Here is a 12,850-nt window from a genome sequence, read left to right as displayed (position 1 = left end):
ATCATGATACCAATTCCATGTCGCCATGGTTGGCCCACGCTGTCAATGGCCCTGCGAGCCGGTCCTACCGCTTCGCCGGCCCCGCCTTCTCCGGCAATCGCGTGCTGCCGCGGATCACCAGCTCGAAGCCGACATCGACCGCGCGCTTCTTGACGCGACCATGACTCAATCGCGCCAGCATCATCTCGGCGCTCAGCTGCCCGATCTTGTAGCCGGGAATATGGATCGTGGTCAGGCCGGGATGGACCAGATGCGCGATATTGGCGTCGCCCATGCCGGCGATGCCGAGCTTCTGCGGGATCTTCCAGCCACGCCGCTGCGCCTCGTAGAGGGTGCCGACGCCGACGATCTCGTTGATGCAGAGCAGCGCGTCGATCTCGGGATGGGCCGCGATGAAGTCGGCCGCGACGACGCCGCTCCCCTCCATGTCGAGCGGATCGGGCACGCTGACCCGGGCCGGCGGCGCCAGCCCCGCCTCGCGCACCGCCGCGAGAAAACCGCGGCTTCGCGCGGCGGCGCGCTTCTCGCGCTTCTCATGCTCGGGCGTGCCCGAGACGTAACCCAGCCGCCGGTAGCCGCAGGCGACGAGATGGCGCCCGATTTCCTGCCCCAGGTCGAAGTTCGAGAAGCCGACGGCCATGTCGATGCGCGGCTCGCTGATATCCCACATCTCGACGGTTGGAATCCCGCTGCCGCGCAGATAGGGCACGAGCTCGGGCGAATGGAGCGTGCCGGTCAGGATGATGCCGTCGGCCTGCCGCCCGATCAGGGCCGTCACCAGCTTCTCCTCGTTCTCGAGCGAATAGCCGGAGCAGCCGAGGATCAGCTGATAGCCGCTGTCATTGAGCACATCGGATATGCCCTGGACCGTGTCGCCGAAGATCGAGAAGCCCAGGGTCGGCACCACGCCGCCGATGATGAAGCTCTGGCTCGACCGCAGCGTGCCGGCGGCCATGTTGGGCAGATAGCCCAGCTTCTTCACCGCCGCCATGATCCGGTCGCGCGTCGGCTTGGCGACCGAGTCGGGCTGGCTGATGGCGCGCGAGACGGTCATGGCCGAGACGCCGACATGCCTGGCGACGTCGGCCAGGGTCGCCCTGGCGCTGCTGGTGGGTTTGGAGGGCGGCATCCTGGCGGGCTATCGGGCCTTATCGATGAGGGGACCGGCCGCGATCGCGGCCTGCAGCCCCTCGATCTCAGCTGTCGTAGGGGCGTCGAAGTTCAACGGCATCCCGGCGCACCGTCAAGCCCCAGCCTGGCGCCTCGGAGACGCCGATCGAGCCCCGCTGCGGCAGGACCTCGCCCTCGAACAGATCGCCGAACAGCGGCCGGATCTCGTCGCCCTTCGGGCTGGTGATCAGAAACTCGGAGAAGGGACAGTTGGGCTGCGAGATCACGAGGTGATTGCTGTAGGGCCCGCTGCAATGCGGCACCACCGGTATGTCATAGGCGGCCGCCATGGCGCAGATGCGCAGGAGCTCGGTCAGGCCGCCCGCCCACATCACGTCCGGCTGCAGGATGTCGATATGCCGGCCGTCGATCAGCTGGCGGAAGCCGTAGCGGGTGTATTCATGCTCGCCCGTGGTCCATTTCATCTTCGGATGCGCCGCCTTGAGCAGCTTGAAGCCCTGCCAGTCGTCCGCCTGGAGCGGCTCCTCGATCCAGTTGACGTCGAAGGGCTGCAGGATCTCCGCCAGCGCGATCGCATAGGGCACGTCGAGCGACAGGTAGCAGTCGACCATCAGCAGATGATCGGGGCCGGCCTTGCGGCGGGCATCGGCGATGAAGTCGCGATTGGCGCGCAGGCCCGCGAGCCCGTCGGCGGGCCCATGCGGCAGCGGCACCTTGGTGCCGATGAATCCCAGCTCGCGATAGACATCCGGCGACGGGCCCGTGGCATAGACATTCAGGTGGTCGCGGGTCTTGCCGCCGATCATCCGGTAGACCGGCTCGCCGCGGATCTTGCCCAGCAGGTCCCAGAGCGCCAGGTCGACCACGCTCAGCGCAGCCACGGGCAGGCCCTTGCGGCCATAGACCGAGCTTGCGCGATACATCTGGTCCCAGATCCGGTTGAGGTCATGCGGGTCGGAGCCCACCACGAAGCGCCGGAAATGTCGCTCGATCAGGAAACAGGCGGCATCGCCGCCGAGGCCCGTCGCCACCCCCACCTGCCCGTCGTCGGTCTCGACCTCGACCAGGATGCTGCCTAGCACGCCCATGCCCCAGCTGTTCCGCGAGACCCGGTACTCCGGATAGACCGACATGGGATTGGCGACCAGATCGTCCACCAGCCAGTGACCCGATTCCCGATGGCTGTAATCGCCGCCCGTCCCGGCCTGGTCGATCACGAAGGCCCGGATATCCGCAATTCGCCGCTTCGTCATGGTCGTTCCCTTGTTCCGATCAATTGCTCGCGGGCGCCGTCGGCCCCGCGCCGCGTTCCGTTCGAGAGCCGGCGCTCACGCTTCCTGCAGCGGCACCGCCGCCTCGGCCTGAAATGCCAGCGCCACCTTGTCGCCGGGCTTGAGCGCCGTGCCGCTGCCCGTGCGATGTTCCTTGAAGCTCACCGTCTTGCCGCCGGCGCATCGCGCCGTGTAACGGTGGATGTCGCCGGAGAAGATGATCTCGGCGATGATGGCCTCGAACCGCACCGCCGGCCCCGATCCGCCGCCCGCGGCATCGGCGCGCATGATCTTCTCGGGACGGACCGAGAGGAGGACACCCTTGCCGGATGCGGCCGAAGCCGGGCCCGGGAACGGCACGCCGAGCTCCTCGATCGCCCAGCCTGCCCCCGGTTTCGACGCAAGCGTCAGGATGTTGGTCTCGCCGATGAACTCGGCCGCGAAGCGCGAGGCCGGCCGGTCATAGATCGTTTCGGGATTGCCGACCTGCACCGGCCGCCCCTCATTCATGATCATGATCCGGTCCGACAGCGTCAGCGCCTCGCCCTGGTCGTGGGTGACATAGATGACCGTGCAGCCGATCTGGTCGCGGTAATGCCGGATCTCCATCTGCATGCGCTCGCGCAGCTTGAGATCGAGCGCGCCCAGCGGCTCGTCCATCAGCAGCACCTTGGGCTCGAACACAATCGCCCGCGCGATGGCGACCCGCTGGCGCTGGCCGCCCGAAAGCTGATTCGGCATGCGATCTCGGAGCGCGGCGAGGCCAACCAGCTCCAGTGCGGAATCCACCCGACCCCGGATCGTCGCCTTGTCGGCGCTGCGCATCTTCAGCGGGAAAGCGACGTTCTGCGCCACGTTCATATGCGGGAAGAGCGAGTAATTCTGGAACACCATCCCGATATTGCGTTTCTCGGTCGGGATCGAAGTCACATCGACGCCGTCGATGAGGATCGCGCCGCCGCCGGGCTCGATGAATCCCGCCAGCATGTTGAGCAGCGTCGTCTTGCCCGATCCGCTGGGCCCCAGCAGCGTAAAGAACTCGCCGGCCTCGACGCGGAGGTCGCAACCGGCCACGGCGGCGACATTGCCGTAATGCTTGGAGACATTTTTGAACTCGACGACGGCGCCGCGCGTCATGGAGCGCCTCCCAGACGCTTGCGGGCCTGCAGTTGGAGCATCCCGCCAACGGCGATACCGATCGAGGTCAGCACGATCAGCAGGGATGCGGTGGCCGCGACGGTCGGATCGATCTCGAAGCGCAGATCCTGCCAGATGCGCACCGGCAGCGTGTATTCACGGCCCATCACGAAGAGTGCCAGGACCAGATCGTCGAACGAGATGAAGAAGCCGAAGACCGCGGCCGCGAAGACGGCGGGCCTGATCGCCGGCAGGGTGATATGGAAGAAGGTGCGGATCGGGCCGGCGCCCGATACACGCGCCGCCCGTTCGAGCGTGACGTCGAAATGCTCGAGCGTCGCCGAGACGATCAGGATCGAGAAAGGCAGGCCCAGGCAGGCATGGGCCATGACGAGCGCGAACCCGTTGCCGAGGAGATCCAGCTCGGCGAAGAAGACATAGAGGCCGAGGGCGAAGATGATGCCGGGAACGATGATCGGCGACAGCAGCAGGCCGTAGATCACCCCCTTGCCGAAGATCCGCGCGCGCGTCAGCGCCAGGGCGCCCAGCGTGCCGCAGACCGTTGCGATCGTCGTGGCCGCGAAGGCGACGCCGAGGCTGAGCAGGGTCGCGTCGACGAAATCAGGATCGGTGAAATAGCGGCGATACCAGCGCAGCGAGTAGGATTCGGGCGGAAAGGTCAGGAACTGGGCGTCGACGAAGGAGATCGGGATGACGATCACGATCGGAAACAGCAGGAAGAACACCACCAGGGCGAAATAGCCGGGCATCAGGATACCGGGGCGGCGGCGCGCGCGGGCCGTCATTCGGCCCTCCCGGCGGACGGCACCACCCGGTCGAGCCCCGCCCGCAGCAGCAGGACCATGGCGATCGTGGCGATCAGCAGGATGATGCCGATGGCCGAAGCGAAGCCCCAATTGGCCAGCTTGTCGATCTGGAAGACGATCAGATTGCCGATCATCATGTCCTTGCGGCCGCCGACCAGCTCCGGCGTGATGAAATAACCCATCGACAGGATGAAGATCACGACCGCGCCGTTGCGCAGGCCGCTGAGGCTCAAGGGCAGATAGACATGGAGAAACGCCCGGAACCGGCCGGCGCCCAGCACATGGGCGGCCTTCAGCAGATCGGGCTCGATCTCCCGCATCACGCCGTAACAGGTGAGGATCATGATCGGCAGCAGGATCTGGACCATCGCCAGATGCACGGCGCCGGTGGTGTAGAGCATCGCGAACGGCTCGGAGATCAGCCCTGTGCCCATCAGCAGGCTGTTGATGATTCCTTCCCGGCCGAGCACCGCCATCCAGGCGTAGCTGCGGATGAGAACGCTGACCCACATCGGCAGGAGGATCAGAAAGATCAGGAAGGGCCGAAGCTTCTGCGGGCTGTGGGCGAGGAACCAGGCGGCCGGGTAGCCGATCACCGCGCAAAGCAGCGTCGTCACGAAGGCCGTCTCGACCGTGTTGAACGACACCCGCCAATAGAGATTCTGCGTGAAGAATTTGACGAAATGCGCCGTAGTGAAATCCGGGTCGAACAGGCTGGCCTTGGTCAAGTCCAGGATCGGATAGGCGAAGAATGCCGCCACCAGCAGCAAGGCCGGCAGCAATAGCAGCGCGACCGGCCGGCCCCTTCCCGCTCCCTCATGCCCGGTCCTGATGCTGTCGGGGTCTGTCATGCTCGCTTCGTCATGGGGGCAGTGCGGACTCCGCGGCGCCGGAACCGGTTGCGGCCTCGGATACCGGGGGCGGCTCGGCAGGATCGCGCGCCGGCCTCATCATAGCGGCCGCTCTATCCCGGTTTTGCGCAATCTTGGCGGACAGGACCTTCCCTGCCCGCCAAGTGCGCCATTGTCAGAGTCCGAGGTCTAGTTCAGCAGCCATTCCTTCCAACGGGCTTCCAACTTCTCCCGGTTCTTTACCCAGAAGGACCAGTCCGTGAAGAAGGCGGATTTCACATTGTCCGGATAGGTCGGCAGGTTCTTGGCCAAGGCGGGGTCGAGTTGCTCGGTCACGCCCGGCACGAAGCCCGGATAGGGAATATCCTTGGTCCAGTTGGCCGCCCATTCGGGATTGGTCCAGGCATTCAAATAAGTGGCCGCACCCTTGGTGTTGGTGCAGCCCTTCGGGATTCCGTAGTGGCTGGAATCGGTGTTGGCGTCCTGCCACACCATGACGACGTCGGTGCCATCATCCTGGAGCTTCTTGATGCGCCCGTTCCAGGCGATCGCCATGGCGGCCTCGCCGTTCGCCAGCATCTGGATCGGTTCGGCCCCGGCGGTCCAGAATTTCACGACCGACGGCTTGATCTCGTCGAGCTTCTTGAAGGCGCGATCGACACCTTCGTCCGTGGCCAGGACCTTGTAGAGATCCTCTTTCTTGACGCCGTCCGCCAGCAGCGCGAACTCCAGATCCGGCACGACCGAATCATGCAGGGTCCGCGGTCCCGGGAACTTCTTCACGTCCCAGAAATCGGCCATGTTCTTCGGCCCGCCATTGGGAAATTTGTCGGCGCGATAGGCGATCAGCTCGGAGAAGGTGACGAACAGGAAGCCGTAGGGATCCTTGGCCTCCGCCGGCATCCGGTTCTCCGGATCGACGATGCTGTAATCGATCTTCTGCAGCCAGCCGCTGTTCTTCGCGATGTCGAATTCCGAGCCGGACAGCTCGATGACCTCATATTCGCATCGCCCCGCCTCAACCATGGCCTTGAGCTTCGCCAGGTTCGGCTCGGTCACCAGCTTGACGTCGAGGCCGGTTTTGGCCTTCAGCGGCACGAGATAATCCTTCGTGATCGCGTCCCATGTGGCGCCCGCATAGCCGGCGACATTGATCGAGTCCTCGGCATGCGCGACGCCCGCCGAGAGCGACAAGAGTGCCGCGGCCGCCACGCCGCGAAGCCAGAATGGCAATCCACGTCGGGTCTCAGTCTGTTGTTTCACCTTGGGTCTCCTCCCATGTCCGGACCGAGTTCGCCCTCGAGGGGCGCAAGCGGAGCCCTCCGGCGGTCCGCTCCTGTGCGGGGCCGCCCTGACGGCCGTTTCCGTCCTCGGCGTCGGTATTGTTATCGTGCGCCTTACGCGTCTCTACAAACTATGTTAGCGTTAACATCGTAAGGCCAGCCGCATTTCGGCGCAAGCGGGAATTGCGCCACAGCATAGCCTGCGAGGCGGAACCGGCCTTTCGGGCGGGGTATTGCTTTGCGCCCGCGTCTACAAGGCCGGCCGGCGCGAGCGCCAGGGTGCGGCCTGCTCGAAGGCCGCCGCGAAGCGGAAGACGGCCGCGTCGTCATAGCTGCGGCCGACGATCTGCAGGCCTGTCGGCACGCCGTTCGACCCGATGCCCGATGGCACCGAGATGACCGGGAGCTGTCCCAGAAGATTGAACGGGCTCGTCAGGAACCAGCCGCAATAGGGATCGACCGAGCGCCCGGCGATCTTGAAGCCGGGATCGGTCTCCGAATGGGTGACGGGCACCGCCGGGACGGCGAGCGTCGGGCAAATCAAGACGTCATACTTCTCGAGGAACGGCACGATCCCCTGATACATGGCACCGCGATGGATCGTCGTGTTGTAGAGATCGACCGCCGAGCGTTTCAGGCCGCGCTCGACGATGCCGACCACAAAGGGATCGAGCCGGTCGCGCCATTGCGGCAGCATGTCCTTCATGAGCGCAGCGTAGAGCCCTTCCCAATAGATCTTCCAGCAGTCGAGATTGGCCGTCGTCCAGGGCAGCTTCACCTCCTCGACCTGGCAGCCCAGCCCGCGGAAGACATCGACCGCGGCGCGGGTGTTGCGGGCGACGCTCTCCTCGATCGCATAGCTGCCGAGATCCGGCGAATAGGCGATCCGGCAACCCTTGATCGAGGCGAAAGTCTCCGGCAGTACGAGCCTCTCGCGCAGCGACATGAGATCGTCCGTATGCGGGCCGCTCACGACGTTCTGCATCAGCGCGGCATCCGCGACGGTGCGGGTGATGGGACCGGTCGTGATCAGGGGCTCGAGCGGCAACGAGCGGTCATTCGGGTTGCGCCCCGCCGGCGCCTTGTAGCCGACCAGCCCGCAGGCCGAGGCCGGAATCCGGATCGAGCCGCCGCCATCGGAGCCATCCGCGATCACCGCCATGCCGGCCGCGACCGCCGCCGCCGAGCCGCCGGAAGAGCCGCCCGGCGTGTAGTCGGGATTCCAGGGATTGCGGCTGATGCCGTAGCGCGGGCTGCGCGTGATTCCCGAGAAACCGAAATCGGGCGTGGTGGTGCGCATATGCATGAGGGCGCCGGCTGCCAGCAGCCGCCCGATGGTCGGCGAGGTGTGATCGCTGCGATAGGCCTCGTAGCTCCAGGAACCCATCGAGACCGGCTCGCCCTCGATATGCGACATATCCTTGACGGCGAGCGGCAGGCCCTCCAGCGGCCGCGGCGCTTCGCCCTTGCCCAGATAGCGGGCCTCGGCCTGTTTCGCGCCCGCCAGCGCCAGCTCGTAGTAAGGCAGCGTGATCGCGTTGAGACGCGGATTGACCGCCTCGGCGCGGGCGATCATGGCCCGCATCAGCTCGACCGGCGAGAGCTTGCGCGCGCGGAAGGCGGCCAGCGCCTCGGTTGCCGAAAGATGGAGGAGATCGGAATCCGAAGACAGCATCGTCGGCCTCTCTTGCTGCATCAGGCGTTAGCGGTATTCAATAGTGGCGCTCGCACCAAGGGACCCGCAAGGTGACAATTGTCGGCTGACAATGAGAAAGCGGCTGATGCACGGATTCGCCTCGATGATCGAGGCCCAAGTCGAAGAATGCTGGCTCTTTGTCAGTACGGAAGGTCGCTGATTTGGCAAAGGTAAAGGCTGCCCAGGAATGAAGGATGCGATGCGGGAAATCATTATAACGCGAAGCATGACTCCCGTCCTACGAGCAGGATTCGGGGTGGTGCTGCTTCCGATTGGCGTGGGATTTTGCATCCTGGGATACAAAGCGGTTCTAGACATTACTTCTAGCGCGTCCACAGCATGGATCGTAACTCTACCGATCGCTGTCGTGTTTGCATATTCTTTCTACTGCACGGTTGCGCGTGTAAGGGAGAAGGATGGATCCATCGAGATCGTGCGCTCGCTAGACCGGTTGCTGCTTACTCAGAACGAGATTTTGAAGTCGCGAGTCTTCGCGGTACGCGTAAACAGATCGATCACGGTGCTTATTCGTGTAAACGGCAGAGCATTGCCGATTTTTCTGCATTGTGTTGCCCTCGACACAAGCAATGTCGGTGGGTTTCGCGCGACTGTCTCGGCATTTCACGAAATCTTTCCTCGGGAGAGGTGAACTGCTCCAGACAGGGGACCGGTCTGGCTCCCAACCCAACCGCATCTTCCTATCGATAGCCATTGGGGGCTCCAGCACCCGAGGGCAGCACTGTCAGCTGCGCGTGATCGAGAGGCCGCCATCCACCAGCGAAGCGGTGCTCGTGACGAAGGAAGCATCGTCGGAGGCGAGATAGAGCACCGAGCGGGCGATTTCCTCGGGCGTGGCGACACGCTTCAGCGCATGCAGGTTGGTGATGAAGGCCTGTGATTCCGGCGTGTTGTTCATGTCGCGATACATCGCCGTGTCGACGGCACCCGGCAGGATCGCGTTGACGCGAATGCCCTTCGGCCCGAACTCGGCCGCCAATGCCTGGGTCAGTCCGATCAGACCGGCCTTGCTGGCGGCATAGGCGGCGACGCCCGGGAAGGCGCAGCTATAGCCGACGAAGGTCGAGGTGAAGATTATCGAGCCGCCGCCCTGCTTCTCCATCTCGGCGATCTGGTGCTTGGCGCCGAGGAAGGAGCCGGTCAGGTTGATGGCGATGGCGTCGTTCCAGCCGGCCTCCGAGACGCCAGTGCTGGCGCCGAGCTCGCCCAAGGTGCCGGCATTGTTGAAGGCCACGTCGAGCTTGCCGAACTGGCTGACGGCCAGCGCCACCAGCGCCTTGGCGTAATCCTCCGACCGCACATCGCCAGCAAGCGCCGCCGCTTCGCCGCCATTGGCCGTGATCTCGGCCACCAGCGCGTCGAGCTCGGTCTTCCGGCGGGCGCCCAGGACCAGCTTCGCCCCTTCCTTCGCGAACAACGTGGCGGTGGCGCGGCCGATGCCGGCGCTGGCGCCGGTGACGATGGCAACCTTTCCGGTCAAGCGTTTCATGGTCTTTCTCCTGTTGAGCGCCAGGTCGGGCTCCGACCGGCGGTTTCGATGAATTCCTGTTGCCAGGAGTATGGTGCCCTCGGGGCGTTCGTATTAGCCTGCAAGTCTCGAAATTGGTTTCCGGGAAAACCGAACGATCATGAAGCTCGACGGAATCGCCACCTTCGTGGCCGTCGCGGAGGCCGGGTCCATCAGCGAGGCGGCGCGGCGCCTGCGGCTGTCGAAGTCGGTCGTGAGCGAGCGGCTGGCCGAGCTCGAACGGAGCCTGGGGGCGAGCCTCCTGCACCGCACCACCCGCAAGCTCAGTTTGACCGAGGACGGAGTCTCGTTTCTGGAACGGGCGACGCGCATCGCGCGCGATGTCGAGGAGGCGGCGGCCGACATGGCCGAGCGCCGCGGTCGCCTGGTCGGTCCGCTGCGCATCGCCGCCCCCGTGACCTTCGGCCATCTCCATCTGGGGCCGGCGCTCTTTCCTTTCCTCGCGCGCAATCCGGAACTCGAGCTGACGCTCGATCTCGACGATCGCCGCGTCGATGTCGCGGCCGACGGCTATGACGCGGTGGTGCGGCACGGACCGATTGCGGATACGCGTCTCGTCGCCTGGCGTCTGGCACCCAGCCGGCGGGTCCTGGTCGCCGCGCCGGATTATCTCTCCCGGCACGGGCGGCCGGCCTCCCTCGCCGAGCTCGATGGTCATCGCGGCCTCTTCTACACCAACCGCGGCGCCGCCGACTGGCGCTTCGCCGGCGCCGATGGCGCGACGATCCTCCGCGCCGAGATGGGCCTGCGCGTCAACAACGGGGATATGCTGCGGGGTGCGGCGATCGCCGGGCTCGGGATCGCGCTGCTGCCGACTTTCATTGCCGGGGACGCGATCAAGGCCGGAAGCCTGGTGGTCCTCGATGTCGGCGCCGAGGCCGAGCTCGAATACGTCTATGTCGCGCATCCCGAAGGGCGGCGAACCTCGGCCAAGCTGCGCGCCTTCATCGACTGCCTGCGCACCGCCTTCGGCGATCCGCCCTATTGGGACCCGCGCTAACCTTTCCGCTCATCGTCGGGAGCGGACGAGTTCAGCTCTGCAGCAGTCGGGAAAATCCTACTCGCCGACGGCGACGGACTTCGGCGGTTCCTGGCTCGGCGCCGGCACCGCTTCGACGCGGTTGCGGCCCGATTGCTTGGCGCGATACATCGCCTGGTCGGCGCGCCGGAGGCCCGCCTCCATCGGCTCGTCGAGATCGGCCAGCGTCACGCCCAGGCTGATCGTGACCGGGATCTGCTCGTTGCCGACGGCGATCGGCTTTTCGGCGATCGACTTGCGCAGGCGATCGCTCACCGAGACGGCCGCTTCATAGCCGACCTCGGGCATCGCCACGAAGAATTCCTCGCCGCCCAGCCGCACCACCATGTCGAAGCTGCGCAGGTTCGCCGTCAGGCGCCGCGCGACCTCCTTCAGCACCTCGTCGCCCGCCGCATGGCCATGGCGGTCGTTGACCTGCTTGAAATGATCGATGTCGCCGACGATGAGCGAGAGCGGCTTGCCCGAGGTGCCGGTGCGGCGCATCAGCTCGGCCAGATGCTGCTCCATATAGCGGCGGTTGTTGAGGCCCGTCAGGCTGTCGATGAGCGCCAGCGAGAGGCCGCGCTCGTAATGGCGGCGCAGCAGGTCGTAATAGCGCGAGCGGCGCACCTGGGTGCGGGCGCGGGCCTGGAGCTCGCTGCCGTCGATCGGTTCGACCAGATAGTCCGTGGCGCCGATATCGAGCGCCTTGGCGAGCTCGGGCGCGTCGATCGAGCCGACGATCACCAGGATCGGCATCTGCCGCGTGCCTTCATAGGCGCGCAGCTGCGAGCAGATGCGGAGGCCCTCGGAAGCGCCGATCGCGAAATCGACGATCACCAGGTCGAAGGTCTCGCTGCGCGCGCGCTGCACCGCCTCGGGGCCCGCCGGCAGCAGCAGCGTGTCGTTCTGGTCCTGGGCCAGGGTCTGCGTCACCCGGTCGGCCGTATCGCCGGGCTTGGCGATCAGCAGCACGCGGGCCTGACCATGCGCGACCTCGGCGTCGGCGGGCGCGCCGTCGATGTTGAAGCGGTTCCAGACCGCCTCGCGCACGCGCCACTCGTCCATCATCAGCTTGAGCCGCAGCAGCGAGCGCACGCGGGCGAACAGCGCCAGGTCGTTGACGGGCTTGGTGAGGAAATCGTCGGCGCCGGCCTCGATGCCGCGCACGCGGTCCGAGACGTCGGAGAGGGCCGTCACCATCACGACCGGCAGATGAGCGTAGCGTGCGTCGGCGCGGATGCGCCGGCAGACCTCGAACCCGTCCATCTCGGGCATCATCACGTCGAGCAGGATGATGTCGGGCGGGGATTGCTCGATCTTGGCGAGCGCGTCGGGGCCGTTCTCGGCGAGCTCGACGTCGAAATACTCGGCCGAGAGCTTGGCCTCCAGAAGCCGCCGGTTGGCGGCCACATCGTCGACGACGAGGACGCGTCCTGACATCGCGCGCCCGGCCCTACCGCAGGAACCTTTCGACGGTGCTCAGGAACTGAGCCACCGAGATGGGCTTGGCGATGTAGGCCTCGCAACCACCCTGAAGGATTTTCTCTTCGTCGCCCTTCATGGCGAAGGCCGTCACCGCGATGACCGGGATCGCACGGAGATCGTCGTCCTCCTTGATCCACTTCGTGACCTCCAGCCCCGAGACCTCGGGCAGCTGGATGTCCATGAGGATCAGGTCGGGCCGGTGCTGGCGCGCCAGCTTCAGCGCTTCCATGCCGTCCCGGGTTTGAAGGATGTTGTAGCCATGCGCTTCCATCAGATCGTGGAAGAGCTTCATGTTGAGCTCATTGTCTTCGACGATGAGCACAGTCTTTCCGTCGCCGCTTCGGCGCGGTACATCCGCGGAAGGAAATTCGCGTATCGTGTCGTTCATGCCGCCCCCAGACGCCCCTGCAGGGGTCAGTGCGAATGCCGGGGACCATCCCTGTCTGGACCCCGTTACTGACGTTCCCATGAAGGCTAGGACATCTCTTAACGCATAACCCCGGCATCGTTAATATTTTGTTGATCGCGCATCTTTTCAACGGCGGGCAAACCCTCGAAAATCCGCGGAAATCCGGGCTTGGCTGAAGATAGGGGCCGATTTC

11 protein-coding genes are annotated in these 12,850 nt (G+C 65.3%); 1 reads left to right on the top strand and 10 read right to left on the bottom strand.

Translation table 11 applies throughout. The features are described from left to right. Positions 1–64 precede the first annotated feature (64 nt). From FRZ44_RS08075 to FRZ44_RS08040, 8 genes are all read right to left on the bottom strand, one after another. Positions 65–1,129 carry a LacI family DNA-binding transcriptional regulator gene (locus FRZ44_RS08075; protein ID WP_151176705.1) on the bottom strand — a complete coding sequence of 355 codons (1,065 nt, stop codon included), beginning with the start codon at positions 1,127–1,129 and terminating at the stop codon, positions 65–67. A 67-nt stretch (positions 1,130–1,196) separates the two neighbouring features. Then, complete coding sequence (gene rhmD, locus FRZ44_RS08070; protein ID WP_151176704.1) at positions 1,197–2,384, bottom strand: L-rhamnonate dehydratase; 1,188 nt, start codon at positions 2,382–2,384, stop codon at positions 1,197–1,199. 75 nt (positions 2,385–2,459) lie between these two features. Next, the gene (locus FRZ44_RS08065) at positions 2,460–3,539 is read right to left on the bottom strand and encodes an ABC transporter ATP-binding protein (protein ID WP_151176703.1); all 1,080 of its coding nucleotides are present in this window, start codon (positions 3,537–3,539) and stop codon (positions 2,460–2,462) included. After that, entirely contained in the window at positions 3,536–4,345 is an 810-nt protein-coding gene (locus FRZ44_RS08060) for an ABC transporter permease (protein ID WP_151176702.1), read from the bottom strand. The genes FRZ44_RS08065 and FRZ44_RS08060 overlap by 4 nt, the downstream gene beginning before the upstream one ends. Continuing rightward, positions 4,342–5,217, bottom strand: coding sequence for an ABC transporter permease (locus tag FRZ44_RS08055; RefSeq protein WP_151176701.1), 876 nt, complete (start codon positions 5,215–5,217; stop codon positions 4,342–4,344). The genes FRZ44_RS08060 and FRZ44_RS08055 overlap by 4 nt, the downstream gene beginning before the upstream one ends. Before the next feature lie 189 nt (positions 5,218–5,406). Continuing rightward, a complete protein-coding gene (locus tag FRZ44_RS08050) occupies positions 5,407–6,480 on the bottom strand; it encodes an ABC transporter substrate-binding protein (RefSeq protein WP_191908475.1) in 1,074 nt (357 codons plus the stop codon). A gap of 270 nt (positions 6,481–6,750) precedes the next feature. Then, positions 6,751–8,175: an amidase gene (locus FRZ44_RS08045; RefSeq protein WP_191908474.1), complete on the bottom strand. Its 1,425-nt coding sequence runs from the start codon at positions 8,173–8,175 to the stop codon at positions 6,751–6,753. A gap of 763 nt (positions 8,176–8,938) precedes the next feature. Beyond that, positions 8,939–9,703 (bottom strand): SDR family oxidoreductase, encoded by a 765-nt coding sequence (locus FRZ44_RS08040; RefSeq protein ID WP_151176698.1) that lies wholly within the window; start codon positions 9,701–9,703, stop codon positions 8,939–8,941. A gap of 139 nt (positions 9,704–9,842) precedes the next feature. Between FRZ44_RS08040 and FRZ44_RS08035 the strand changes: the two genes are divergently transcribed. Continuing rightward, positions 9,843–10,742 carry a LysR family transcriptional regulator gene (locus tag FRZ44_RS08035; RefSeq protein WP_225308595.1) on the top strand — a complete coding sequence of 300 codons (900 nt, stop codon included), beginning with the start codon at positions 9,843–9,845 and terminating at the stop codon, positions 10,740–10,742. A 57-nt stretch (positions 10,743–10,799) separates the two neighbouring features. Here the strand turns inward: FRZ44_RS08035 and FRZ44_RS08030 are convergent, their stop codons facing one another. Then, a complete protein-coding gene (locus FRZ44_RS08030; RefSeq protein WP_151176696.1) occupies positions 10,800–12,203 on the bottom strand; it encodes a PleD family two-component system response regulator in 1,404 nt (467 codons plus the stop codon). Between the two features lie 13 nt (positions 12,204–12,216). Next, positions 12,217–12,636 carry a response regulator gene (locus tag FRZ44_RS08025; RefSeq protein WP_151176695.1) on the bottom strand — a complete coding sequence of 140 codons (420 nt, stop codon included), beginning with the start codon at positions 12,634–12,636 and terminating at the stop codon, positions 12,217–12,219. Between the last annotated feature and the right edge of the window lie 214 nt (positions 12,637–12,850).

This window comes from Hypericibacter terrae (assembly GCF_008728855.1).
Classification (GTDB): Bacteria; Pseudomonadota; Alphaproteobacteria; order Dongiales; family Dongiaceae; genus Hypericibacter; species Hypericibacter terrae.
The sequence above is the reverse complement of the archived record's forward strand: the minus strand, read 5'-3'. Positions and strand labels throughout refer to the sequence as shown.